Here is a 24,563-nt window from a genome sequence, read left to right as displayed (position 1 = left end):
GAGAACTATTCTTATTATAGTGCGGGGTTGCGAGACATGCAAGAGTGCGATGTTGTAAACGGGCACGGCCACCGTACTGACGCGGCGGCCGTGCAAGCGCGGGCGTTTACAGCTGGCCGCGCAGGGTTAGCATGGCGTTGCGTGGTTCGCCATAGAAGTTGGAACCATAGGCGGCCCACACGCGCGTGTAGTATTTCTTGTCGAACAGGTTGTTCACCGTCAGCGACAGCTCCAGCTTGGGAGTGAGGCGGTAGCCAGCCTGCAAGCCTACCGTGGTGACGGGGCCCTGCTCGAATTTCACGGGCCCGTTCAGGCGGTACATGCTGCTGACGCTGCGCAAGCCGCCGCCCACGCTGATCTTGTCGAGCGCGCCGGCCAGCCGGTAATTGGTCCACACATTGACATTGTGGCGTGGCGCGATGAAGGTGAACAGCTGGGCCTTCTGGTCGTCGCTGCCTTCGAGGGTGCGCGTGCTGGTGTAGGAATAGCCGCTCGTGATGTTCCAGCCAGGCAGGGGGCTGCCGCTCAGTTCGGCTTCCATGCCCTGGCTGCGCATCTTGCCGGCGCCGATGGAAAACAGCGGGTTGGCCGGATCGGGCATGACGCGGTTCTCGTCCTCCATGCGGAACAGGGCCGCATGCGCGTTGACGTTCTTGTCGAATAGCTCCGCCTTCAGGCCCAGCTCGAATTGCTGGCCCGTGCGCGGTTTCAGGGTTTGGCCGGCAGCGTCCGTGCTGGTCTGGGGCGAGAAGATGCGCGTGTAGCTGCCGTAGGCCGATACCTGTTTGTTGAGCTCGTAGACCAGGCCTGCGTACGGCGTGAACTTGGCCTTGATGGTGTTGCTGACGTCGGTTAACTGGTTGAAATACGTATTGCGGCTGACGGTATGGTTGTTCCGGTGCGTCAGGCGTCCGCCGAGGTTGACGGCCAGCCGGTCCGTCGCCTGCAGGCGGGTGCGCGCGTACAGGCCGAACTGTTTGGTGCGGTTGTCGTTGCCGTCAGTAAAAGTGTAGATGGGTTGGGGGATATTGTTATCCGGATGGAATATGTTGATCGGGGTGTCCTTGCCGCCGCCGAAGCGGAAATTCTTGTGCACCTGGCGGTAGTCGGCGCCCACGATCAGGTCGTGGCTGCGGCCGAAGGCCTGGAATGGCGTGGCCAGGTAAGCATCGACTCCCTGCGTCTTCCAGTGGCTGCGGTAGCTCCAGGTGACCAGGCAACTGTCGCCAGTGACAGGGTCTGCCGAACAATCGGACCAGCCGAAATGGCGCGATGGCTCATCCTGTTCGCGGGACAGGGCGGTCACCTTGAATTGGCCGCCATTGTCCAGTTTGTGATCGAGTTCGGCAAAATATTCCGTGACCTTTTCCGTGATGTGGTTCCAGGCCGGGTCGAGGTAGGTGGAGCGGGGCACGTCGAGCAGGCGCCCGTCTTCATACGCGGGCAGGCCGAAGGCGGGACGGCCCTTGTATTCCTGGTAGGTGACGCCGCCCGTCAGCACGGTGCCCTGCGCGACATCGACGGCAACGGTGCCGTACAGCAGCGGTTTTTCTGCATATACGTGGTCGACGAAGGAGCGCCGGTGTTCATAGGCGGCCACCAGGCGGCCGCGCACCTTGCCATCCGCGCTCAGTGGGCCCGTCACGTCCGCTTCCGCATAGTAGCGGTCCCATGAACCCGCGCTGAGCACGCCGCTGGCGGCGAAGGTGTCGCGCGCCCGCTTGCGCACCAGGTTGATGGTGCCGCCAGGGTCGCCCGCGCCCTGAAACAGGCCGGCCGGTCCGCGCAGCACTTCCACCCGGTCATAGATGGCCAGGCCGAAGCCGGCCGACAGGTCGTTGCCGCCGCTGGCCGGCGTCATCACGCCATCGACCTGCACGGTATCGAGCGCATAGCCGCGCGAGTAAAAATTGCCGTGGTTGCCGCCCGTACTGCTCGCTTCGACGGTGATGCCCGTCATGCCGCGCATGGCGTCGTCCAGGTTGAGCAAATTCTGGTCGTTCAGCTGCTGACGCGTCAGCACGGAGACGGACTGGGGAATCTCGCGCAGGCTTTGCCGGCCCTTGCCGATGCTCACCGCCTGCGCCGCATACGACTTGGTCAGCTCGGTATCGGTCGCCGCCTCCTGACGCGCGCTGACGGTGATTTCCGCCAGGGTCGCCACCTTGCCCGTGGCGGCTGGTGCGGGGCGGATGATGATGCTGCTGCCGTCGATGCTGGCGGCCAGGCCGCTGCCGGCCAGCAGGCGCTCCAGGCTGTCGGCCACGCTGAGGGTGCCGCTGACGGCGGGCGCCGTTTTGCCGGCCACCAGTTCCGGCGCAAACAGCAGTTGCAAATTGGCTTGCCGCGCCAGTTCATTCAGGGCTTGCCCCAGCGGCTGGGCGGCGATGGACAGTTTGACGGGTGACAAGGTTTGCGCCTGTGCCAGGGAGATGCTGCCCAGGGCCAGCATGGCGGCTAGGGCGAAGGGGGCGGGTGTCAGATTGAGGCGGGGGGACCACATGTTGCATTTCTCCAGGTTAATTTGTTGTCGATTAACTTGGTAGACGCGGCAGTGGATAAAACCCTCACCTGCGAATGCGAATTATTTGCATTTATTTTTCAGGCAGCCGCATCGCAGGGGCTTGCGCAGGTATTTTTGCCGCCATGCGGATCTCGCTGACGGCGCCATCGCGTACGACGTGTACGGGCAGCAGCTGCGGCAGGGCGGCGGCAAAGCGGCCGAGCTGGGTGAGGCTGAAACTGCCGCCGATGCGCAAGCTGGCCACGGCTGGATCGCGCACGACCAGGCCCGTGTCGCCATAGCGTTCGAATTCGGCCAGCGCCGCGCCCAGCGGCACATTGTCGAAGGTGATTCTGCCTGCGCGCCAGGGCGCCACGCTGTCCGGCGCCAGGCTGACAACTTCGGACAGGCGGCCGCCGGCGTCGGCGCTGACGCCCTGGCCGGCCCGCAGGTCGAGCTGGTCTTGCCCTGCGCCCGCCACGCGCACATGGCCATGTTGTACGGCCACGCGCAGCTTGCCGTCGTGCTTGAGGGTATTGCGCACGGAAAACTGCGTGCCCACCACCGTCACTTTCAACGGACCACTTAACACATCGAAAGGCTGGCCCTGCTTCGATTGCACCTGGAACAGCGCTTCGCCCTGCGCCAGACGCACTTCGCGGCGCTGGCGATACAGGGTGACGTGCAGCTGCGTGGCCGTATCGAGCTGCACCTTGCTGCCGTCGGGCAGCGAAACGGCCAGGCGCTGGCCGCGCATGGTGGCATACGACTGGCTGAACACGGCTTGCTGCTGCCACCACTGGTAGCCGCCCGCGCCCACGCTCAGCAGCAGCATAGCGGCGGCCGCATACGGCAGCGCGCGCAAGGAGCGCAGAAGCGGGCGGCGGGGAGAGGAGGCTGACGCAGCCTGAGGTATCGTCCAGCGCGCAGCGACCTGCGCGGGAATCGTGCGCGCTGCGCGGTGCGTGTCCCGCAGTTGCGCATACGCTTGCGCGTGCAACGCATCGGCCGTCAGCCAGGCGGCAAACTCGGCCTGTTGCTGCGCATCAAGGTTGCCGCGCCGACTGAACCAGGTGGCGGCCGCCAGCGCCACGCCATTTTGCGTGGCGGCAAAGTCGGCGTACTCGCGCAAGTCCGCCTGCTCCTGGGCAGAAGGGCCGAAATCGTGGCGAGGCGGGTGGGCGTTCATGGACGGCATTATGCGCATTCCCGCAGAGAACGCAACTGCGCCTGGCAACTGAGCATGCCCCGCGCGATATGTTTTTCCACCATGCTCACGGAAATGCCCATGCGCGCGGCGATTTGCGCGTGCGGCAATTCCTCGAAGACGTGCAGCACAAACGCGTCGCGGCAGCGGGGCGGCAAGGCGTCGATGGCGGCCACGCAGGCTTGCCAGCCCTGGCTGCTTTCCAGCGCCTGTTCCGGCTGCAAATGGCGCGGTGCGGCCGGATGCGCGGCCTCCGGCAGGGCGTCGAGTTCCTCGTGCTGGCGCAAGGCGGCGCGGCGGTGCTGGTCGATCAGCAGATTGCGCGCCGTGTGGTACAGCAGCGCGCGCGGTTCGCGCACGGCCGCTTCGCCCAGCACGCGCGCATAGCTTTCCTGCACCAGGTCGGCAGCAGCCTCGCGGTTGCGCAAGCTGCGCCAGCAAAAGTTCAACAGTTCTTGATAATAGCGTGCAACCACGGCGTCCGATGTATGTGTCCGCAGCCAGGAATGCCGCATATGAGAATGATTCTCATTATATTGGATGCAGGGATGTAACGTTAAGCGGCTTGGCGCACCGTGGCAGACGTACAACGCTTTGCCGCTTGCCTGGCATGCGTTACCATCGTAAGTTGATAGGGAGGCAAGATGACTATTCAAATTATCAATACGGCGCCGATTGCCGGCCAGCGGCCCGGCACGTCAGGCTTGCGCAAGAAGGTGGCTGTCTTCAGCGCACCGCAATACCTGGAAAACTTCGTGCAGAGTGTTTTTGACACGCTCGGCGACCGCCGTGGCCAGACCCTGGTGCTGGGCGGCGACGGCCGCTTTTACAACCGCGCGGCCATCCAGACGGTGCTGCGCATGGCGGCCGCGCATGGCTATGCGCGCGTGCTGCTGGGGCAGGGCGGCATCCTGTCGACGCCGGCCGTCAGCTGCGTCATCCGCAAGCATGGCGCCAGCGGCGGCCTCATCTTGTCGGCCAGCCATAACCCGGGCGGCCCTGATGGTGATTTCGGCATCAAATACAACATCGCCAATGGTGGCCCGGCGCCCGAGAAGGTCACCGAAGCCATCTACGCCCGCACGCAAGCCATCACCGAATACCGCATCAGCGACGCTGCCGACATCGACCTCGACAAACCGGGTTCGGTGCGCATCGAGCAAATGACGGTCGAAGTGATCGACTCCGTTGCCGACTACGCGGAACTGATGCAGCAGCTGTTTGATTTCGACGCCATCCGCGCCCTGTTCGCGGGCGGCTTGCGCCTCTGCTTTGACGGCATGCACGCCGTTTCTGGTCCGTATGCGACGGCCATCCTGGAAGGCATGCTGGGTGCGCCGAAAGGCAGCGTCATCAACGGCGTGCCGCTGGAAGACTTCGGCGGCGGCCACCCGGACCCGAATCCCGTCAACGCGCAGGAATTGATCGCCATCATGGCGGCGGAGGATGCTCCGGACTTCGGCGCCGCGTCGGATGGCGACGGCGACCGCAACATGATCGTCGGCCGCCGCTTCGACGTGACGCCGTCGGACAGTCTGGCCATCCTGGCCGCCAACGCCACCGTGGCGCCCGGCTACCGCGCCGGCTTGACAGGCATCGCCCGCTCCATGCCCACCTCCGGCGCGGCCGACCGGGTCGCTAGCGCGCTGGGCATCCCGTGCTACGAGACGCCGACGGGCTGGAAGTTCTTCGGCACCCTGCTCGACGCCGGCATGGCCACCTTGTGCGGCGAAGAAAGCTACGGCACGGGCTCGAACCACGTGCGCGAAAAGGATGGCCTGTGGGCCGTGCTGTTCTGGCTCAACCTGCTGGCAGAGAAAAAACAATCGGTGGAAGACATCGTGCGCGCGCACTGGGCCGCCTATGGCCGCAATTATTATTCGCGCCATGATTACGAAGACATCGATAGCGCCAGCGCGCAGCAACTGATGGAAGCCGTGCGCGGCCAGCTGGCCGCCTTGCCGGGCCAGACGCTGGGCGGCTGCACGGTGGCGCTGGCCGACGATTTCAGCTACACGGATCCGGTCGACGGCTCCGTGGCGACGCAGCAGGGCATCCGCATCATCATGACGGATGGCGCGCGCATCGTGCTGCGCCTGTCCGGCACGGGCACCGAGGGCGCCACCCTGCGCCTGTACCTGGAGCGCTATGAAGCCGATCCCGCGCAGCATGACATCCCGACCCAGCAAGCGCTGGCGGGACTGATCGCCGTGGCGGAAAAAGTGGCGCAGATCCGCGCGCGTACGGGGCGCGACGCGCCGACGGTGACGACGTAAAAAAAGGGCGCCCGAGGGCGCCCTTCTTCATTGCGGCAGATCAAACTGGCATCACGCTTTTGCCGGAATGGCCGCCTGGCGGTAGTTGTCGACCATCTTGTAGCGCCTTGCATACAGGCCGAAGGCCAGCATGGCGACGGCGGCAAAGGCGGCGAAGAAGAACATCTGGAAGGCCGTCACGCTGATGCCGCTTTCGGCGATCTTGCCGATCACGCCTTCGTTCATGACGCTGCGATTGACGATCAGCACCCACAGATTGCCCACCGTGGTCGACAGATTCCAGAAGCTCATGATGGCGCCCTTCATCGAGACGGGCGCCTGGCTGTACGCAAACTCCAGTCCTGTCGCCGAGACCAGCACTTCGCCGAACGTCAGCAGGGCGTATGGCAGGATCTGCCACATGATGGAGACGGCGTTACCGCTGTCGAGAGCCAGCTGCAAGAGGCCAATGACGATCCACGCCAGCGAGGAAAAGCCGATACCGGCCGTCATGCGGCGCAGGGCTGTCGCTTCCAGGCCGAAGCGGTTCAGCATCGGGTACAGCACCAGGTTGTTGAACGGGATCAGGAGCATCACCAGCATCGGGTTCAGCGCCTGCATCTGCGCCGGCAGGAACCAGCTTGGTTTTTCCATGGTGTTCGCTTGCACGATCCAGGTCGAAGCCTTCTGGTCGAACAGCGAGAAGAAGGGCGTGACGAGGGCGAAGATGACGAGGATGCGCAACACGGCGCGCACGCCTTCGACGGCTTCGTCAGGGTGGATGCCGCGTGCGCGTTCCAGCTGCATGGCCGTGCCGATGCTGCCGAAGGCCAGCAGCAATACCAGGGCCGTACATGCTGAAATCACGAAGCCCCATTCGGGAATGCTGTAGAACGCATACAGGGCGCCGATCACGCCGACGTAGGCCACATACAGGCCGGGACGCGAACCGCCATCGACGCGCGCCAGCAGGGCCGTGCGGGCGACGCGGGTGAACGAATCGGGATTCGGCGGCGCCGGCGGCACGTGCACGTATTTCTTGGCGCCCATCCAGAAGACGAGGGTGGCGGCCAGCATCATCAGGCCGGGGATGCCGAAGGCGATCGACGGACCATACTTCTTCAGGAACAGCGGCATCAGCAGCGAGGCGAAGAAGGAGCCGAAGTTGATGATCCAGTAGAACAGGTCGAAGACCAGCTTGGCCTTGTGCTTGTTGGTCTGGTCGAACTGGTCGCCGACAAACGAGGCCACCAGCGGCTTGATGCCGCCGGAGCCGAAGGCGATCAGGAACAGGCCGAAATAGAAGCCGTTGACGCTGTTTTCAAACAGCGCCAGGCAGGCATGGCCGGCGCAATACACGAGGCTGAGCCAGAAGATGGTGTTGTACTTGCCAAAGAAGCGGTCGGCCAGCCAGCCGCCCAGCAGCGGGAAGAAATACACGCCGATGACGAAGGTATGGAAGACGTGCTTGGCTTCGCCCGTGCGCTGGTCGATCGGGATCATCAGCAGCAAGGTGCTGATGAGGAATGGTGTCAGGATATTGCGCATGCCATAAAAGCTGAAGCGTTCGCAGCCTTCGTTGGCGATGATGTACGGTATTTGCCGGGGCATTTTGCCCGTGGCGGTTTGTGTCTCGGCCGATGACATTGGCTCTCCCCAAGTTTTTTTTGTAAGCCGCGATGCTAAGGCCTGCCGCGTTTGCTTGCAACAGAAAAAACGGCCTGTCCGCTATTTCGCAGGGATTTGTAAGGTATTGATTTTCATAAAGACATTACTTTCGGCACTTGCACGGGCGGGTCGGGGCAGCAACAGCTGCATTTGCAGCATGCCGTTCGATGCGGGACAGTCCTGCAGGGTAAAACCGTAAGCCAGGTACAGGGTCAACGCCGCATGGTTGTCCTGCGCCACGGCCAGGCGCACGCGGCCCAGCTCGGGAATGGCGCAGGCATGCGCGATGGCGGCCTGCACCAGTTGCCGTCCCGCGCCGCGCCCGCGCGCCTGCGGTGCCACGTACACGCCCCACAGGCTGGCCTTGTCATGTACGACGGCGATCGGTTCGCGGCGCAAGCCGGCAATGGCGATCAATTGTTCCTTGTCGAAAGCGCCAAATATTATTTGGTGCGGAGTGGTGCGCAAGCGCTGGGCTATCTGTGCCAGCGGCAAGCTGCTTTCCGCCGCGTGCGTGGTGCAGAAGGTAGCGGGCAGTTCGGCGATGCCTGCCAGGCGCAGCGCGCGGTAGGCGCTGGCGTCGTCTGGCGCGAGGGGGCGGACTATGGTGGCAGGCATGTGGGCGAGTATCGGGCTTCGATGCCAGAAAGTAAACCTTGCGTTACGCTGGCTTCAAACATAAGATATATCTTATTGCGATATATCTTAAGGAATGCCATGTCTCTTTTTCTTTGCGGCACGCACCCGCTGCGCGCGGCAGCCCATAGCCAGGGCGATGCGCCGGGCGTCGCTGCCAGCGTTGCCAACCCTGTCCCCGCCGCGCGCGGGCCGAAAATGTTTGATGCGGGCACCTTGCGCTACCTGGTGCTGCAATTGATCGCCGACAAGCCGCGCCACGGCTACGACATCATCAAAGCCATAGCCCAGCGCGCCGGCGGCGCCTATGCGCCCAGCCCCGGCGCCATCTATCCGCTGATGCATGGCCTGGTGGGCCACGGTTACGTGGCCGTCAGCCTCGATGGCAACAAGAAACTGCACAGCATTACGCCGGAAGGGCTGGCCTTCCTGGCAGCGAACCGCGCGTATGTCGACGCGATTGCCGCCAGGGTCGATGCGCCGGCCGGCGCGGACGACGATCTGCGCCACCTGATGCACGAACTGAAGGCGGCCGTGCTGGCGCGCGCACGCGCGGGCGATGTGGACGCCCGCCGCCTCGACGCCATCCGCGCCATCCTGCGCCAGGCCCGTAGCGATATCGAGGCGCTGGCATGACGGCCGCACCTGTTCCCATGCTGACGCCCGCCCGCGAGCGCGCGATGCTGTGGCTGCTCGCACTGACGCAATTTACCGTCATCATGGATTTCATGGTGATGATGCCGCTGGCGCCCCAGCTGATGCAGGCCTTCGGCATCGGTCCTGCCGCTGTCTCCGGCGCCGTCTCGGCCTACGCCTGGTGCGCGGGCCTGTCCGGCTTGCTGGCGGCCACGTATATCGACCGTTTCGACCGCAAGAAGCTGTTGTTGACGATGTTTTGCCTGTTCACCGTGTCGAACCTGGCTTGTGCGCTGGCGCCGAACTTTCATGTGCTGCTGTGGTCGCGCGCCTTTGCAGGATTGACGGGCGGAGTGCTGGGCGCCATGGTCATGGCCATCATCGGCGACGTGATTCCCTCCGGGCGGCGTGGCGCGGCCACGGGCATCGTCATGACCTCGTTTGCCATGGCGGCCGTGGGCGGCGTGCCCATCGGCGTGGTGCTGGCCGCGCACTTTGGCTGGCCTTCGCCGTTTTTCCTGCTGGTCGTGCTGTCGCTGCTGATCTGGCTGGGCGCGGCGCGCGTGCTGCCCTCGCTGACGGCGCACATGGGCGCGGCCCCCACGCCGCTGCGCCAGGTGCTGCCGAAGCTGCTGGCGCTGTTCCGGGAGCGGCGCCACCTGGAAGCGTTTGCCTTGTCGATTGTCAACATGACGGCGGGCATGCTGGTCATCCCCTTCATTTCGCCCGTGCTGGTGGGCAATATGGGACTGGCGCCGGCCGACGTCACCTGGGTGTATCTGGCGGGTGGCTGCGCCACGATCTTCACGGCGCGCCTGATCGGCCGCTGGGCGGACCGGGCTGGCAAGCAGCAGGTGTACCGCTGGGTAGCCCTGCTGTCGATCGCGCCGCTGCTGTTCATGACGCACTTGCCCCAGCTGCCTCTGCTGGGGCTGATGCTGGCGTTCCCGTTCTTTATGGCCCTCGTATCGGGCCGCACGATACCGCTGCAGGCGCTCTTGACGACGATACCGGAACCGCACAAGCGGGGTGCCTTCCTCAGCGCCAATTCATCCCTGCAAAGCCTGGGCAGCGGCCTGGGCGCCTGGCTGGGCGGCTTGAGCCTGCAGACAGACGCGGCCGGCTACATCAGCGGCTATGGCGTCAATGGCTGGCTGGCGGCGGGTTTGTCGTTGTGGACGGTGTGGTGGGTGGCGCGCGTGCGCGGCGCGGCGCCGCAGGGGGCGCCGGCGTAGGGCGGTTACTGCGTGGCGATGCGGTGCATGGGCGCGTTGTCCTTGCGCCATTGTTCCAGGCTGATCAGCTCACCTGTGACGATGTCGTCGACGAGGATGCGCTTGCCGTCGGGCGTGACGACAAAGCTTTCCCAGCGATGGGCCGCGTCCGGCGTGTTTTCGAAAAAGCTCAGCTGATAACAGGCGACACCATCGACGAGGCGCGTTTCCGGCGACGTCTCCATCACGGCGCCGTGCGCACGGCCGCCCGAAGCCTTTTCGATATGCGCCGACCAGGCCTTGATTTCCGGCAACGCCATCAGTGCATCGACGGCGCGCGCGTTCTGTTCTTGCGCCGCCGTGTTGCTGCTCGCTGCCGGGGCATGATCACCGTGCGGCGCGGACTGCTGGTGCAGGTAGAAAGCGCCGAGCCCGGCGGCCAGCAAGCCGGCCAGGATGCCGGCGATGATGGTGGTTTTGGAAGAAGAGGCGCGTGGCGGCATGATGGTGGCGTGAGAAAGAAGGACGATGGCGGCCATGCTAAAGCAAAACGTGCAGGCCGGCAATCGCCGGGGCAGCTAAGTGGCCGTTCACGGTCGTTCCCATCTTTCCTTTGTGTTGCCTTCTGGGTGTTGTTAAAAAGATATAATCTCATTGAATTTCCAAAATGAATTAATAAATACTTGTATGAAATTGTTTATGTGCTAACTTTGTTGGAGGCGCCATGTTGCAGGCTGTCTGTTGCGCTGGCAAGGCACGGAATGTCCGGGTTTGGGCTCAGCGCATTAACGACCACGGAGAAACGATGAACATGATCAAACGTACGGCGCTGCTCGTCGCGTCATTCTTCCTGGCTGCGTGCGCGAGCACGGGCAAACAGTTCCCAACGCTCCATGAGTCGGCGCACACTTCTGCCGGCGCTGTGGAAAAGACCCTGCCGACCGGTGAGGCGCTTGCCATGCTGCGCCAGATATCCAAGCACGCCGACATGGCCGAAGCAGTTTACCGGCGTGATCTTGACGTGTCGGAGCGCCAGGAGCACGCCTGCGATTATGTTACTGCCACGGACGCGCCCCCCTTGCGCACTGGCTTGCCCGATGGATGGTTTCGGCTGAACCAGCAATTGATCAAGCAACTGGGCATGCAGCCAGCGGCGGGACAAGGCCGCCCGCTACAACCTTGCCGTGGTGCCAAGGGCTTGCAATATGAGACCTATATCAGGCTGGATGCGGCGGGCCGCCCGCTGGAGGCGGTACTGGCCTTTCGTGGTACGGAAAATACCAGGTATGAGTGGCGCAGTGACTGGATCGCCAACTTCAGCAACGTCGATTTTGGTGCAGGCGCCAACCCTCAGTTTGGCGAGGCTCGGATTGAAGGAGGCCGCCTGATCGAAGCGCTGGTGCGCGTGTTGCCGAAGACGACCTCCTCGCCTGTCTGCAAGGCAGCCAAGGACAGGGACGAAGGTGTGCAAGCGCCCATCGACCTGGTCGGCCATTCGCTGGGAGGGGGCTTGGCGCAACATCTGGCGTATAGCAGCAATGCGTGCGATGTGCGCGCAACGGTTGCCTTTGATCCCAGCCCGGCAACCGGCTGGTTTTTCTTGCATTGGCGTAAGTGTGTGGTGACGAAGGACCCGAATATCTACCGTGTGTATCTTGATGGCGAGGCGCTGTCGTTTGTCCGCAAGATATCGACCAGATTCAATCAACCGCGTGATCACCGGCGCGACATCCGCATGACTTTTCCCGACGTCGATGTCGGGGCATTCGGGCGGCATAGCATGACTTTGTTGGCTGCCGGTATCAAGTATGCCGCGAACGGCCTGCCGCCCGATGACACGGAGAAGCGCATTGATTATGCGTCGGCCATCGTGTATCCGGAAAGCCTAGGCCAGAACTGAGGGCGCGCCAGGCGAAAAAAAAGCCACCTTCCGTAGAAGATGGCTATCGGGGTTACCGGGCAGGGGGCTGGCAGCTTTTGGTCTGCCTGTCCTGTACCGGCGTGTGCGGCCGCGCATGCCGTCGCCTGCGCGCGCGGCCGCCGGACATTACATCATACCGTCCATGCCGCCCATGCCGCCCATACCACCCATGCCGCCGCCCATGCCGCCGCCTGCTTTGTCGTCAGCGATTTCGCAGACCATGCAGTCGGTTGTCAGCATCAGCGAAGCGATCGAAGCGGCGTTTTGCAGCGCCGAACGGGTCACTTTGGCTGGGTCCAGGACGCCCATTTCAACCATGTCGCCATACGTGCCGTTGGCAGCGTTGTAGCCATAGTTGCCCGTGCCAGCCAGTACGGCTGCCACGACGACCGAAGCTTCTTCGCCAGCGTTTTGCACGATCATGCGCAGTGGCTCTTCCATTGCGCGCAGGACGATCTTGATACCGGCATCTTGATCAGGATTGTCGCCCTTGACCGTGATGTTGGCGCGTGCGCGCAGCAGGGCTACGCCGCCGCCTGGCACGATGCCTTCTTCCACGGCAGCGCGGGTTGCGTGCAGTGCATCTTCAACGCGGGCTTTTTTCTCTTTCATTTCGACTTCGGTGGCTGCGCCAACCTTGATCACGGCAACGCCGCCAGCCAGTTTGGCTACGCGCTCTTGCAGTTTTTCACGGTCGTAGTCCGAGGTCGCTTCTTCGATCTGTACACGCACTTGTTTCACGCGTGCTTCGATCGAGGCAGCTTCGCCGGCGCCATCGATGACGATGGTGTTTTCCTTGCCCACTTCGATGCGTTTCGCTTGGCCCAGTTCGGCCAGGGTCACTTTTTCCAGGGTCAGGCCGACTTCTTCAGCGATCACTTGGCCGCCGGTCAGGACAGCGATGTCTTCCAGCATGGCTTTGCGGCGGTCGCCGAAGCCAGGTGCTTTCACTGCGCAAGTTTTCAGGATGCCGCGGATGTTGTTCACAACCAGGGTCGCCAGCGCTTCGCCTTCGATGTCTTCCGCGATGATCAGCAGTGGACGGCCAGCTTTTGCGACTTGTTCCAGTACCGGCAGCAGGTCACGGATGTTCGAGATTTTCTTGTCGCACAGCAGGACGAATGGGCTGTCCAGTACGGCAACTTGTTTTTCTGGGTTGTTGATGAAGTATGGCGACAGGTAGCCGCGGTCGAACTGCATACCTTCAACGATGTCCAGCTCGTCGTTCAGCGACTTGCCGTCTTCCACCGTGATGACGCCTTCTTTGCCGACTTTTTCCATCGCTTCAGCGATACGCTCGCCGATCGAGTAGTCCGAGTTCGCCGAGATCGCGCCAACCTGGGCGATTTCCTTGGTCGTGGTGCAAGGACGGGCGATTTTCGCCAGTTCTTCGACGGTCGCAGCAACTGCCTTGTCGATACCGCGCTTCAGGTCCATCGGGTTCATGCCGGCGGCTACGAACTTCATGCCTTCGCGCACGATGGCTTGTGCCAGCACGGTCGCGGTGGTGGTGCCGTCGCCGGCGTTGTCGCTGGTGCGGGAAGCAACTTCCTTGACCATTTGCGCGCCCATGTTCATGAGCTTGTCTTTGAGTTCAACTTCTTTCGCTACCGATACACCATCCTTGGTGACGGTAGGGGCGCCGAACGAGCGCTCCAGGACCACGTTGCGGCCTTTCGGGCCAAGCGTTACTTTGACTGCGTTGGCGAGGATATTGACGCCTTCGACCATCTTGGCGCGCGCTGCGTCGCCGAATACTACTTCTTTAGCTGCCATGTTCAATTCTCCTGAGTTTCGGGATGTATCTGTCTACAACGTGGAAACAATTACTTGACGACGATCGCCATGATGTCTTCTTCGCGCATGACCAGCAGCTCATCGCCGTCAACTTTGACGGTTTGGCCGGCGTACTTGCCGAACAGGACGCGGTCGCCCACTTTGACATCCAGAGGACGCACTTTGCCGTCGTCGAGAATCTTGCCATTGCCTACGGCAAGGACTTCGCCTTGATCCGGTTTTTCAGCAGCTGCATCAGGAATGATGAGGCCGGACGCAGTTTTGGTTTCCTGGTCGAGGCGTTTGACGATGACGCGATCGTTCAATGGGCGCAGATTCATACAAAACTCCTTAAAGTTCAATGGATAAGTGTTGCTAAATGAATACATGCCTGGCACAGCGCCAGACGTGCTTTCAGTGACCGCCGTTGAAAGCAGCCCGCAACGGTCAAGCAAACCCCATGTCATCCTGTCCTTGCTTGTATCCGGCAGTGGTGCATCGCGGCGTCGCCCGCCGCGTAGCGTTCCCTGCAGTGGTCTGGCAAGCACCATCATTTCCTGAGGATTGCTACGAAAGAGTTTGTTAGCACTCTCTACTAACGAGTGCTAATTATAGGGACGGTAGGGGGCTTATTCAAGGGCTTATTCTCCGGAAAGATAAGCATAGACGTTCTGCGCAGCCTGCATTTACACAGGGTTTGCGCTGGCGCAAGCCAACTTCCCGGGCGTCAGCAACAGGCGCGACTCTAGCATGCCGTCCGGATGGGGGGCGTTCCTGTACGCACAGGAAACAGAGTTTCACTATGGAATTTGATAAGATGATTGTAATTGCATATCAATATCGCCACATATCACCACTTGCACGAGAAAGAACACCATGCCATTCCCGATTTCCCATCCCGCGCTGCGCCTGCTGGGCGCCACCGTCCTTGGCCTCGCCTGCCTGGGCAATGCCGCCGCGCAAACGCCCACCATCGTCGACGAGATCACCGTGGCGACCCTGACGCCGCTGGAAAAGAAAATGCTGCTTAACGACCTGTTCAACGATTTGAACAAGGATGACGACGACCAGGAAGCGCATGTATGGGACAACGGCGGCGACAGTGGCGTGCTGGTGAAAGTCACGTATAACTTCAGCAACTCCGGCATGACGGAACACAGCCTGAAGGCGCACGTCTGCCGCGACCTGAAATTCGTCGTCACGGCGGGCGGCAAGGCGCAGGACCTGAGCCGCCGCACCTGTTCGCAAAACAGCGGCAACTGGGATGTGCAGGGCAAGGACCCGGCGCCTGTCGTGTATCCGCCTTTCCTGTCCGACGTCACCATCGCCAAGCTCAATGCCAAGGAACAACAAGCCTTGCTGACGGCTGCCGTGCGCACTTTGAAAGATGAAGAGGATGGCAAGACGCGCCAGTGGAGCAACAAGGGCTTGGGCAATGCGGCACCGCTGGCAGTACACCTGACGCCTTCAGGGACGGACGCCAAACCTGGCAGCTACCGCCGTACTTGCCGCGACTTGACGATGGTGCTTGACGGCAAGGGCGGACAACAGACGCTGATACGCCGTTCTTGCGAAAACCGCTATGGCGGACTCGATATCGAACCCGATTACGTCGACGAGTAAAACGCTGCCATCGCGGCGGTGGCAGATGCGCGCACTTGGCGAAAAGCGTCGGAAAAATCGTGTATTGTCCGCCAACTGCCCTGCATTGATGTAAATATGTGTGACAGCGGCGTGATTCGATTGACGCCCATGGAGCGTCCGCCCTATAGTGGCGGGATGATTTCCGAATTCAACGAATTATCCGACAAAATAGGCCTGCTGGCCGAAATGACCCATGCGCTGCGTCGTGAAAACGCGCAACTGCGCAAGGACAATGCTGCGCTGGCCGCCGACAACGCGCAGTATGTGCAACGCATGCGCGAGGCGCAGGAGCGGGTGGAAGCGTTGCTGGAAAAAATTCCCGAACTGGTGCAAGCTGGCTTGGAGCAAGCCGCTTCGGAAGCGGGCGCCTATATTGCCGAGAACGAGAAGGAAGCGTAATGTCGCGTGTCGATGTCAATATCATGGGCCAGTCCTACAGCATGGTGTGTCGCGACGGCGAAGAGCGCGCACTGCGCGAAGCGGCGATCTATCTCGATAGCAAAATGAAAGCCATCCGCGACGCGGGCAAGGTCAAGGGTAACGACCGCATCGCCGTGCTGGCAGCGCTGGGCGTGGCCGCAGAATTCCTTTCCGTGAAGTCGCCGCAAGGCCCGCTGTCGGAATTGACGATACTGGAAGTGAAGCAGAAAATCTCGGCCATGCACACAGTATTGGATAGCGCGCTGACGCCCCAGGAAAACCTTTTTTAAGCGGACACGGTACGATTTTTCTTTGCGATGCGTGATCAAAGGAGTAAACTCTGGTCTACCCTGCGGTGTTCGCGATTGCCATATATTCCTTGAACCATTTATGCGCATCGGTTGCGAATTTTGTTTGATGGGAGTGAGCGTCGCTCGTTCGACGAACCCGAAATTGAACTAACGTGACCACCTTGAACCGTTTGGTTCGGGATGCCGGCATAGCGGCACAGGCGGGGCCCAATTTGCATTACCACTGAAAACGGTTGCCGCATCATGCGCAACCGTTTTTTTACGTCTGTCGCTGTGATACGGAGTCTGCATGAAACAATACTGGCTGATGAAATCCGAACCCGATGAAGTGAGCATCGACGACCTGATGGCGGCACCCAAGCACACCATGCCCTGGTTTGGCGTGCGCAACTACCAGGCGCGCAACTTCATGCGCGATGGCATGCAGCCGGGCGATGGCGTACTGTTTTATCACTCGAGCTGCCCGCAGCCGGGCGTGGCGGGCGTGGCCGAAGTGGCCAGCGGCGCGTATCCCGATCACAGCCAGTTTGAGGTGGGCGGTAAATACTACGATCCTAAGGCCACGCCTGAACAGCCGCGCTGGATCAGCGTCGACGTGCGCGGCGTGAAGAAGACGGCGCTGCTGCCCCTGTCCGAGATGCGCCAGATGCCGGAACTGGAAGACATGCTGCTGTTAAAGAAGGGCAGCCGCTTGTCCATCACGCCGGTGACGCCGGCGCAATGGAAAGTGATTACAAACAGATTGAAGGCATAGGGAGGCCGATCAGGCGTCCGCCACGCGGGCCTTGGTGGGCGGCGTGCCCATTACCTGGCTTTTATACGCCCACACCAGCAGGGCGATGGCGCCGACGATCATCGGCAAGGACAGCATCTGGCCCGAGGTGATCGGCACGCCCAGCCACACGACTTCCCAGTCCGGCGTGCGGAAGTATTCCGTGAAGAAGCGCGCGCAGCCGTACAACAGGGTGAACATGGCGCCGACGGCCATGCGCGGGCGCTGCTTGCGCGCATACAGCCACAGGATGATGAAGACCAAAATGCCGTCGACCAGCATCTGGTAGAGGGGCGAAGGGTGCACGGGATACGGAATGCCTGGCCACTGCATGGCCCACGGCAGGGTTTCCGGCGCGATGCGGCCCGGCAGTTCGGCATTGATGAAGTTGCCCAGGCGGCCAGCCGCATAACCGAGCGGCACCAGCGGCGCGATGAAATCGAGCACGTCGAACAGGTTGCGGCCCGCCTTGCGGCTCCACAGGTACATTGCCAGGATGACGCCGAGGAAACCGCCATGGAAGGACATGCCGCCATGCCAGACCATGAAGATCTCGAGCGGATTGTGCATGAAGTATTCGGGGCGGTAGAACAGCACTTCGCCCAGGCGCCCGCCGATCACCACGCCCAGCATGCCGTAGAACAGCATGTCATCGAGGTCTTCCTTCTTCCAGCCCAGCACGGCGATATGCGGCTGCTTGATGCGCACGCGGCCCAGGATAATGAACAGGGCAAAGGCCAGCACATACATCAGGCCGTACCAGTGCACGGCGAGCGGGCCGATTTGTATGGCGATCGGGTCGGGCATCGGGTGTATCAGCATGGGGTTTCTTTCTTTGTTTAAAGCTAAGGTTGCGTAGTATGGCGGCGCTTGCGGTTTTTTGCCTTAGCGGCCACTTAATTTAATGGGCGGTCGCGCTGATCTGCTTGCGCAGCAGGGCCAGGAAACCTTGCAGCACGGCGGATGGATTGTCGCGGCGCCAGGCCAGGCCCGTTTCCACCAGCGGCGTGGTGTCCTGCAGCGGCCTGTATTCTACGCCGGGGCGCATCAGATTCGATACCGATTGTGGCACAAGCGCGATGCCCATGCCAGCCGAGACGAGGCTGACGATGGTTTGCATCTGGATCGCTTCCTGGCCGATCTGCGGTGTGATGCCGGCCGCGCGGAACACGCCGAGGATGGCGTCGTGCAGGGCGGGAGAGATCGCGCGCGGGAAGATGATCAGGGGCAGGGGCGGCAGATCGCGCAGGCGCACGGGCCCCGGCGCCGTCAAGATGTCGAGTCCGGACGGCGCGGCCAGTACCAGCGGCTCGGCCAGCACGGGCAGGTAATCGAGCTCTCCCTTCGCCTTCTCGGGCAGGGGCGGGATCAACAGGCCCGCGTCCGTGCGCCCGGCCAGCAATTCATCGAGCTGCAGGTCGGAAGTGGCTTCCTGCAGTGCAATCTGCACTTGCGGGTAAGCCGTCTGGTAAGCGCGCAGCAAGGGCGGCAATACGCTGTAGTCGGCCGAGGAAACAAACGCCAGGCTCAAACGCCCCGCCTCGCCCTGCGCGGCCCGCCGCACCAGCGCGGGCAAGTCGAACGCCTGCGCCAGCAGCCGGCGCGCCTCGGGCAGCAGGGCCATGCCGGCCGGCGTCAGTTGCACCTCGCGGCGCGTGCGCACGAACAGGGGCGCGCCCAGCAATTCTTCCAGGGCCATGATGGTTTGCGACAGGGGCGGCTGCGTCATGTGCAGGCGCGCGGCGGCGCGGCCGAAGTGCAATTCCTCGGCGACGGTGACAAAGTAGCGCAGCTGGCGCAGCTCAAGGTTCATGCTGGACGTTTCATATGTATTTCCATGTGGAATAAGTGCTGTGATATGTAAATCGACTCACAGGAACGTGCATCATATATTTGACAGTGGGGCGCGCGCAAGGCAATCTGACGTACCCCCACTGCATGCAGGGTTTTGTTGAAAATCCGCGCAGTCAGGCATTATTCATTTCTCGGAAGGTCCCCATCATGCCGCAATACCGCTCCCGCACCACCACCCACGGCCGCAACATGGCTGGCGCCCGCGCCCTGTGGCGCGCCACCGGCATGAAGGACGGCGACTTCGACAAGCCGATCATCGCCGTCGTCAACTCGTTTACCCAGTTCGTGCCCGGCCACGTGCATCTGAAGGACCTGGGCCAGATGGTGGCGCGCGAAATCGAGGCGGCGGGCGGCGTGGCCAAGGAATTCAACACCATCGCCGTCGATGATGGCATCGCCATGGGCCACGGCGGCATGCTGTATTCGCTGCCCTCGCGCGACCTGATCGCCGATTCCGTCGAATACATGGTCAATGCCCACTGCGCCGACGCCATGGTCTGCATTTCGAACTGCGACAAGATCACGCCGGGCATGCTGATGGCCGCCATGCGCATCAATATCCCCGTCGTCTTCATCTCGGGCGGCCCGATGGAAGCGGGCAAGGTCGTCAAGGTCGTCAACGGCACGCAGAAGATCATCAAGCTGGACCTGGTCGACGCCATGATCAAGGCGGGCGACAGCACTGTCTCCGATGCCGACGTGGCGGAAATCGAACGCTCGGCCTGTCCGACCTGCGGTTCGTGCTCCGGCATGTTTACGGCCAACTCGATGAACTGCCTGACCGAGGCGCTGGGCCTGGCCCTGCCCGGCAACGGCACCATCCTGGCCACGCACTCGGACCGCCAGCAGCTGTTCCTGCGCGCGGGCCGCCTGATCGTCGAACTGGCCAAGCGCCACTACGAGCAGGACGATTACTCGGTGCTGCCCCGTTCCATCGCCTCCAAGGCGGCCTTCGAGAACGCCATGGCGCTTGACGTCTCCATGGGCGGCTCGACCAACACCGTGCTGCACTTGCTGGCCGCCGCCCACGAGGCGGAAGTGGAATTCACGATGGCCGACATCGACCGCATTTCGCGCAAGGTACCGTGCCTGTGCAAGGTGGCGCCGATGACGGACAAATACCATATCGAAGACGTGCACCGCGCGGGCGGCATCGTGGGCATCCTGGGCGAACTGGCGCGCGCCGGCCTGCTCAACACGACCCTGCCGACCATCCACGCGCCGACCCTGGCCGACGCCATCGCGCAAAACGACATCATGTGCACGGACAATCCGGCCGTGCATGAACTGTTCCGCGCCGCCCCGGGCGGTGTGCCGACGCAGACGGCATTCTCGCAATCGGAGCGCTTCGCGGCCGTCGACACGGACCGCAGCACGGGCTGCATCCGCGACAAGGCCCACGCGTATTCGCAGGATGGCGGCCTGGCCGTCTTGTACGGCAACCTGGCCGAAAAGGGCTGCATCGTCAAGACGGCCGGCGTCGATGAAAGCATTTTGAAATTCTCGGGCAAGGCGCGCGTGTTCGAAAGCCAGGATGCCGCTGTTGAAGCGATTTTGGCCGATACGGTGCATGAAGGCGATGTCGTCATCATCCGCTACGAAGGCCCGAAAGGCGGCCCCGGCATGCAGGAAATGCTGTACCCGACCTCGTACATCAAATCGAAGGGCCTGGGCAAGGCGTGCGCGCTGTTCACGGACGGGCGCTTCTCGGGCGGTTCCTCGGGCCTGGTGATCGGCCACGCCTCGCCGGAAGCGGCCGAAGGCGGCGCCATCGGCCTGGTGGAAGAGGGCGACTTCATCGACATCGACATCCCCGAGCGCAGCATCAATCTGCGCGTCACGGATGCCGAGCTGGCCGCGCGCCGCGCCGCCATGGAAGCGAAAGGCGACGATGCCTGGCTGCCCGTCAACCGCGAGCGCTACGTGTCGCAGGCGCTGCAGGCGTATGCGGCGTTGACGACGTCGGCCGACCGCGGCGCCGTGCGCGATCTGTCGCAGCTGAAGAAACGCTGATTTGTTGTGTAAGTGCGACGGCCGGCCCCGTTTGACTATGCGGGGCCAGCTGTCGTTACATCGCCTTACAAACAACATGGTCATGGGGACGCAGATGGGGCAGAATATGAATGCCTTCTGACTACATTGCGTTACTACATTGAAACGCTTGATCTGGGCTCGTGGTGCATCTGCGGAAACACAGTAAAATGCCGCAGGAAGTAACTTTGGAGAAAAGACAATGAAACGTTTTATGTTGGTGAGTGTATTGGCCGTATCGGCTCTGGCATCGCAAGCAGCGTTGGCCAATCCGGACCTGGCGAAAGCAAAGAACTGCATGGCTTGCCACGCGGTGAGCACGAAACTGGTGGGCCCTGCGTTCAAGGACGTGGCTGCCAAGTACGCTGGTCAGAAAGACGCGGAAGCCAAGCTCGTGGCGAAAGTCATGAAGGGCGGTTCCGGCACCTGGGGCGCGATCCCGATGCCAGCGAACCCGCAAGTGAGCGATGCGGAAGCCCACACCCTGGTCAAATGGGTATTGGCACAGAAATAATCTGTGCCGCAGCACCTGCAATCAGCGCGCCGGCAATCCCGGCGCGTTTTTTTTGTCTGCTGCCTTCAGATTCCCCATGCCCTCCAATGTCGCCAGCACGGCCTCGTCGAGCGGCGTATGCGGCTCCTGGCCCAGCACGGCCAGCAGCCGCGCATTATCCATGGACAAGGGCGTTTGCCACAGATAGCGCATCTCGCGCATTTCGCGCAGGGTGGCCACGAACGGCGACGCCAGCGCCACCAGCCACCACGGAAAACGCCGGATGGCGGGCGTGGTCCCTGTCGTTTGTTCCACCACGCGGGCAATCGCGCCCGTCATTTGCTGGCCGTCGTGGTCCCAGTGGCCGGCCATGTGAAAGCGCGCAAACGCGGGCAAGGTGGTGCGCATGGCCAGCAATTGCAGCATCGTGCGCGCCACGTCGGGCAGGTAGGACCACTGGTGGCCCACGCCGGGCGCGCCCGGATACAGGATGCTGCGCACGCTCTGGCCCGGTTTCACCAGGCCCTGCGAAAACCAGTTGTTGCCGGCGCGGGGGCCGAAGAAGTCGCCCGCACGCACGATCAAGACCCTGGCGCCCTGCGTGCTTGCCCGTTCCAGCCGGGCTTCCAGTTCCACGCGGATGGCGCCCTTGCGCGTGAGCGGACGTTGCGGCGCGTCTTCCGCCAATACTGGAAAGGCGTCGGGGCCGAAGTTGTACACGGTGCCAGGCAATACGATGGTGGCGCTTTCGGCAATCGCTGCCGCGATCGTGTTGTCGAGCATGGGCAGCACCAGCCGGCCCCAGTGGCGGTAGCCGGGCGGGTTGACGGCGTGCACGATGACGGCGCAGCCTTTCGCGGCAGCCAGCACGTCCGCGCGCGACAGCGCATCGCCGCGCAGCCACTCGATGTTATTTCCCCGTGGCGGCAGCGTTGTTCCCCGCTGCAGGGCGCGCACCTGCCAGCCCGCCGCCAGGAGCTGGCGCACCATCTCGCCGCCGATGCCGCCCGTGGCGCCCAGTACCAATGCCGTTTTTTCCATATTGCCCTCCGTGTGGTTGATGGCGCCAGTATCTGCCGCGCATGGCTAATTGGGAATTGACGAGCATCGAGTACAGGCTATACATTTATGTATGACCACCTCGATTGCCTGGGAGTACTACCGTTCGCTGCTGGCCGTGCTGAAGCACGGCTCCCTGTCTGGCGCGGCACGCGCGCTGGGCATCACGCAGCCCACCGTCGGCCGGCATATCGCCGCGCTCGAGCAGGCGCTGGGCGCGACCCTGTTCACGCGCTCGCAGCTGGGCTTGCTACCCACGGAAGTGGCCCTGGCGCTGCGTCCCCATGCGGAAACCATGGAGCATACTGCCGCCCTGATGGAGCGCGCCGCCAGCAGCCAGGGGCAGGGCGTGACCGGCGTCGTGCGCATTGCGGCCAGCGAAGTGGTGGGCGTGGAAGTGCTGCCGACGATACTGGCCCGCCTGCGCGCGCGCCATCCGGGCTTGATCATTGAATTAGTATTGAGCAACAAGGTGCAGGATTTGCTGCGCAGGGAAGCGGACATCGCCGTGCGCATGCTGCGGCCCCGCCAGGAGCAGTTGGTGGCGCGCAAGGTGGGCGATATCGAACTGGGCCTGCATGCGCACGCGGATTACCTGGCCCGGCATGGCACGCCGCTGGCACTGGCCGATCTGGCTCAACATGCCGTCATCGGCTACGACGAGGCGAGCCCTTTCGTGCGCAACGCGGGCGCGGCCTTCCAGGGATTTGCGCGGGAAAACTTTGCCTGGCGCAGCGACAGCGACCTGGCGCAACTGGCCCTGATACGGGCGGGCGCCGGCATCGGCGTGTGCCAGGCGGGCCTGGCGGCGCGCGATCCGGCCCTGCGGCGCGTCTTGCCGCAAGCGTTTTCGCTACCGATGGAAACCTGGGTCACCATGCACGAAGACTTGCGCGGCAGCCTGCGCTGCCGCGCCACCTTCGACGCGCTGGCCGAAGGATTACGCGATTACGTTGCCAGCCAAGCGCTTACTTGACCACTTCCATCTTGGTCTTCTTGCCGTCTCGATACGTGAAGAGCGTCAGCGCGCCATCCTTGATGTCGCCGTTGGCGTCGAACGAGATCGGGCCCGTCACACCCTGGTAGTGCACCTTGGCCAGGAACGGCAGGTAGACGGATGGTTTCGACGATTTGGCGTCGGCCATGGCGGTGGCCATGGTCATCACGGCATCGTAGACGTATGGCGCGTACAGCTGCACTTCCATATTGTATTTCTGCTTGTAGCGGGCGCGGAAATCGTCCATGCCTTTTTGCTGCGCGCCCGTCACACCGCCCGCTTCCGCGCAGGTGACCATGTCTTCACCCACGGCGTCGCCCGCCAGCTTGCCCAGCGGTTCCGTGCACAGGCCGTCGCCGCCCATGAACTTGGCCTTGATGCCCAGCGCCTTCATCTGGCGCAGCATGGGGCCGCCCACGGAATCCATGCCGCCAAAGAAGATCAGGTCGGGATTTTTGGATTTGATGCTGGTCAGGATGGCATTGAAGTCGGTGGCGTTGGCATTCGTAAATTCCTTGCCGACGATTTGCACGCTTGGCGCAGCCTTCTTGGCGCCCTTGACGAACTGTTCCGCCACGCCCTGGCCGTACGCCGTGCGGTCATCGATGACGGCGATTTTCTTCGCCTGCAGCTTGCCCACGGCATACGCGCCCAAAGTCCCCCCCAGCTTGTTGTCATTGGCGACGACGCGGAAGGCCGTGTTGAATTTTTGCTGGGTGTACGTCGGGTTGGTGGCCGCCGGTGAAATCTGTGGAATGCCGGCATTGAAGTAAATGCGCGAGGCGGGAATCGTCGTGCCCGAGTTCAGGTGGCCGACCACGCCGTTGACCTTGGCGTCGACGAGCTTTTGCGCCACGGCCGTGCCCTGTTTGGGATCGGCCGCGTCATCTTCGGGCACCAGCACGAATTTCACGGCTTTGCCGTCGATCTTGAAGCCTTTGGCGTTCAAATCCTCGATGGCCATCTTGGCCGCGTTCTCGTTATCCTTGCCCAGGTGGGAGCTGGCGCCAGAGACCGGGGCGACATGGCCTATCTTGATGATTTCCTGTGCGCCCGCATGGCCGGCAAAGGCGAGGGCGAGGGCGAGAGGAAGGACTTTGGTCTTGAGCAGCATAAACATTCTCCAATGGATAAAGATACGGCGGCGTCTCGTGAAAACCGCTACG

At 62.6% G+C, this 24,563-nt stretch carries 23 protein-coding genes and 1 other RNA gene; 12 read left to right on the top strand and 12 right to left on the bottom strand.

The features are described 5' to 3' along the window. Positions 1-106: 106 nt before the first annotated feature. The 3 genes from ACQ4WY_RS09315 to ACQ4WY_RS09305 all read right to left on the bottom strand — a co-directional run bounded on the left by ACQ4WY_RS09315 (position 107) and on the right by ACQ4WY_RS09305 (position 4,186). On the bottom strand, positions 107-2,503 hold the full coding sequence (locus ACQ4WY_RS09315) for a TonB-dependent siderophore receptor (RefSeq protein ID WP_436503737.1): 2,397 nt from the start codon (positions 2,501-2,503) through the stop codon (positions 107-109). Between the two features lie 91 nt (positions 2,504-2,594). Further along, entirely contained in the window at positions 2,595-3,701 is a 1,107-nt protein-coding gene (locus ACQ4WY_RS09310) for a FecR family protein (RefSeq protein ID WP_436503735.1), read from the bottom strand. Continuing rightward, entirely contained in the window at positions 3,701-4,186 is a 486-nt protein-coding gene (locus ACQ4WY_RS09305; protein WP_436503734.1) for a sigma-70 family RNA polymerase sigma factor, read from the bottom strand. The genes ACQ4WY_RS09310 and ACQ4WY_RS09305 overlap by 1 nt, the downstream gene beginning before the upstream one ends. Positions 4,187-4,354: 168 nt before the next feature. On the opposite strand from ACQ4WY_RS09305, the gene ACQ4WY_RS09300 reads away from it, so the two are divergent. Beyond that, a complete protein-coding gene (locus tag ACQ4WY_RS09300; RefSeq protein ID WP_436503733.1) occupies positions 4,355-5,986 on the top strand; it encodes an alpha-D-glucose phosphate-specific phosphoglucomutase in 1,632 nt (543 codons plus the stop codon). 51 nt (positions 5,987-6,037) lie between these two features. Here ACQ4WY_RS09300 and ACQ4WY_RS09295 read toward each other — a convergent pair whose 3' ends face one another. Beyond that, the gene (locus tag ACQ4WY_RS09295; RefSeq protein WP_436503732.1) at positions 6,038-7,612 is read right to left on the bottom strand and encodes a POT-type proton-dependent oligopeptide transporter; all 1,575 of its coding nucleotides are present in this window, start codon (positions 7,610-7,612) and stop codon (positions 6,038-6,040) included. 81 nt (positions 7,613-7,693) lie between these two features. Then, the gene (locus ACQ4WY_RS09290) at positions 7,694-8,251 is read right to left on the bottom strand and encodes a GNAT family N-acetyltransferase (RefSeq protein ID WP_436503730.1); all 558 of its coding nucleotides are present in this window, start codon (positions 8,249-8,251) and stop codon (positions 7,694-7,696) included. A gap of 99 nt (positions 8,252-8,350) precedes the next feature. Here ACQ4WY_RS09290 and ACQ4WY_RS09285 point away from each other — a divergent pair, with 99 nt between their 5' ends. Together ACQ4WY_RS09285 and ACQ4WY_RS09280 are read left to right on the top strand one after the other, a co-directional pair. Then, positions 8,351-8,905, top strand: a complete 555-nt coding sequence (locus tag ACQ4WY_RS09285; protein WP_436503728.1) for a PadR family transcriptional regulator — start codon at positions 8,351-8,353, stop codon at positions 8,903-8,905. Next, positions 8,902-10,140, top strand: coding sequence for an MFS transporter (locus ACQ4WY_RS09280; RefSeq protein ID WP_436503727.1), 1,239 nt, complete (start codon positions 8,902-8,904; stop codon positions 10,138-10,140). The genes ACQ4WY_RS09285 and ACQ4WY_RS09280 overlap by 4 nt, the downstream gene beginning before the upstream one ends. Positions 10,141-10,145: 5 nt before the next feature. On the opposite strand, the gene ACQ4WY_RS09275 is transcribed toward ACQ4WY_RS09280, so the two are convergent. Next, positions 10,146-10,658: a hypothetical protein gene (locus tag ACQ4WY_RS09275; RefSeq protein WP_436503726.1), complete on the bottom strand. Its 513-nt coding sequence runs from the start codon at positions 10,656-10,658 to the stop codon at positions 10,146-10,148. 266 nt (positions 10,659-10,924) lie between these two features. Between ACQ4WY_RS09275 and ACQ4WY_RS09270 the strand changes: the two genes are divergently transcribed. Beyond that, complete coding sequence (locus tag ACQ4WY_RS09270; RefSeq protein ID WP_436503725.1) at positions 10,925-12,019, top strand: alpha/beta hydrolase family protein; 1,095 nt, start codon at positions 10,925-10,927, stop codon at positions 12,017-12,019. 147 nt (positions 12,020-12,166) lie between these two features. Here the strand turns inward: ACQ4WY_RS09270 and groL are convergent, their stop codons facing one another. Both groL and groES read right to left on the bottom strand, forming a co-directional pair. Further along, positions 12,167-13,816 (bottom strand): chaperonin GroEL, encoded by a 1,650-nt coding sequence (groL, locus tag ACQ4WY_RS09265; protein WP_010400981.1) that lies wholly within the window; start codon positions 13,814-13,816, stop codon positions 12,167-12,169. Between the two features lie 50 nt (positions 13,817-13,866). Further along, on the bottom strand, positions 13,867-14,157 hold the full coding sequence (groES, locus tag ACQ4WY_RS09260) for a co-chaperone GroES (RefSeq protein WP_010400979.1): 291 nt from the start codon (positions 14,155-14,157) through the stop codon (positions 13,867-13,869). A 535-nt stretch (positions 14,158-14,692) separates the two neighbouring features. On the opposite strand from groES, the gene ACQ4WY_RS09255 reads away from it, so the two are divergent. The 5 genes from ACQ4WY_RS09255 (at position 14,693) to ACQ4WY_RS09235 (ending at position 16,945) form a co-directional block, all read left to right on the top strand. Beyond that, on the top strand, positions 14,693-15,439 hold the full coding sequence (locus ACQ4WY_RS09255; RefSeq protein WP_436503723.1) for a hypothetical protein: 747 nt from the start codon (positions 14,693-14,695) through the stop codon (positions 15,437-15,439). Positions 15,440-15,595: 156 nt separating this feature from the next. Continuing rightward, positions 15,596-15,859 (top strand): DUF904 domain-containing protein, encoded by a 264-nt coding sequence (locus ACQ4WY_RS09250; RefSeq protein WP_099378049.1) that lies wholly within the window; start codon positions 15,596-15,598, stop codon positions 15,857-15,859. Further along, entirely contained in the window at positions 15,859-16,170 is a 312-nt protein-coding gene (locus tag ACQ4WY_RS09245) for a cell division protein ZapA (RefSeq protein ID WP_152250380.1), read from the top strand. Before ACQ4WY_RS09250 ends, ACQ4WY_RS09245 begins: the two co-directional genes overlap by 1 nt. Before the next feature lie 54 nt (positions 16,171-16,224). After that, a non-coding RNA gene (gene ssrS / locus ACQ4WY_RS09240) (6S RNA) lies at positions 16,225-16,402 on the top strand. A gap of 78 nt (positions 16,403-16,480) precedes the next feature. Further along, positions 16,481-16,945 (top strand): EVE domain-containing protein, encoded by a 465-nt coding sequence (locus ACQ4WY_RS09235; RefSeq protein ID WP_436503721.1) that lies wholly within the window; start codon positions 16,481-16,483, stop codon positions 16,943-16,945. A gap of 9 nt (positions 16,946-16,954) precedes the next feature. Here the strand turns inward: ACQ4WY_RS09235 and lgt are convergent, their stop codons facing one another. Both lgt and ACQ4WY_RS09225 read right to left on the bottom strand, forming a co-directional pair. Next, entirely contained in the window at positions 16,955-17,785 is an 831-nt protein-coding gene (gene lgt / locus ACQ4WY_RS09230; RefSeq protein ID WP_426089323.1) for a prolipoprotein diacylglyceryl transferase, read from the bottom strand. A 79-nt stretch (positions 17,786-17,864) separates the two neighbouring features. Further along, complete coding sequence (locus ACQ4WY_RS09225) at positions 17,865-18,776, bottom strand: LysR family transcriptional regulator (protein ID WP_436503719.1); 912 nt, start codon at positions 18,774-18,776, stop codon at positions 17,865-17,867. A 188-nt stretch (positions 18,777-18,964) separates the two neighbouring features. Here ACQ4WY_RS09225 and ilvD point away from each other — a divergent pair, with 188 nt between their 5' ends. Together ilvD and ACQ4WY_RS09215 are read left to right on the top strand one after the other, a co-directional pair. Next, positions 18,965-20,830 (top strand): dihydroxy-acid dehydratase, encoded by a 1,866-nt coding sequence (ilvD, locus tag ACQ4WY_RS09220; protein WP_436503718.1) that lies wholly within the window; start codon positions 18,965-18,967, stop codon positions 20,828-20,830. A 220-nt stretch (positions 20,831-21,050) separates the two neighbouring features. After that, on the top strand, positions 21,051-21,362 hold the full coding sequence (locus ACQ4WY_RS09215) for a c-type cytochrome (protein WP_034786554.1): 312 nt from the start codon (positions 21,051-21,053) through the stop codon (positions 21,360-21,362). 21 nt (positions 21,363-21,383) lie between these two features. On the opposite strand, the gene ACQ4WY_RS09210 is transcribed toward ACQ4WY_RS09215, so the two are convergent. After that, complete coding sequence (locus ACQ4WY_RS09210; RefSeq protein ID WP_353660268.1) at positions 21,384-22,382, bottom strand: NAD-dependent epimerase/dehydratase family protein; 999 nt, start codon at positions 22,380-22,382, stop codon at positions 21,384-21,386. Between the two features lie 91 nt (positions 22,383-22,473). On the opposite strand from ACQ4WY_RS09210, the gene ACQ4WY_RS09205 reads away from it, so the two are divergent. Continuing rightward, the gene (locus ACQ4WY_RS09205) at positions 22,474-23,376 is read left to right on the top strand and encodes a LysR family transcriptional regulator (RefSeq protein WP_436503717.1); all 903 of its coding nucleotides are present in this window, start codon (positions 22,474-22,476) and stop codon (positions 23,374-23,376) included. Here ACQ4WY_RS09205 and ACQ4WY_RS09200 read toward each other — a convergent pair. Further along, a complete protein-coding gene (locus tag ACQ4WY_RS09200; protein ID WP_436503715.1) occupies positions 23,369-24,511 on the bottom strand; it encodes a branched-chain amino acid ABC transporter substrate-binding protein in 1,143 nt (380 codons plus the stop codon). The two genes, ACQ4WY_RS09205 and ACQ4WY_RS09200, sit on opposite strands and share 8 nt — an antisense overlap. Positions 24,512-24,563: the final 52 nt, after the last annotated feature.

Source organism: Janthinobacterium salmonicoloratum (genome assembly GCF_051380845.1).
Taxonomy (GTDB): Bacteria; Pseudomonadota; Gammaproteobacteria; order Burkholderiales; family Burkholderiaceae_D; genus Janthinobacterium; species Janthinobacterium lividum_F.
Note: the sequence above shows the minus strand (reverse complement) of the source record. Positions and strands in the feature narration are given on the sequence as shown.